At 53.1% G+C, this 213-nt stretch carries 1 rRNA gene; it reads left to right on the top strand.

Annotated elements, in window-relative coordinates:
* Positions 1-74: ribosomal RNA gene (locus LC417_RS22380) — 16S ribosomal RNA — on the top strand; the annotation flags it as partial.
* Between the last annotated feature and the right edge of the window lie 139 nt (positions 75-213).

Raw genomic sequence — 213 nt, 5'->3', positions numbered from 1 at the left:
CTTTGTGATTCATGACTGGGGTGAAGTCGTAACAAGGTAACCGTAGGGGAACCTGCGGTTGGATCACCTCCTTACCTGAAGATACCTTCCCGCGCAGTGTCCACACAGATTGTCTGATAAAAAGTAATGAGCAGGACGGCTGCGAAGTCGTGACACTTTTGTGTCCCCTTCGTCTAGCGGTTAGGACTCCGCCCTTTCACGGCGGCAACAGGG

The organism is Pantoea sp. OVA07A, from assembly GCF_019969975.1.
GTDB lineage: Bacteria > Pseudomonadota > Gammaproteobacteria > Enterobacterales > Enterobacteriaceae > Pantoea > Pantoea agglomerans.
Note: the sequence above shows the minus strand (reverse complement) of the source record. Positions and strands in the feature narration are given on the sequence as shown.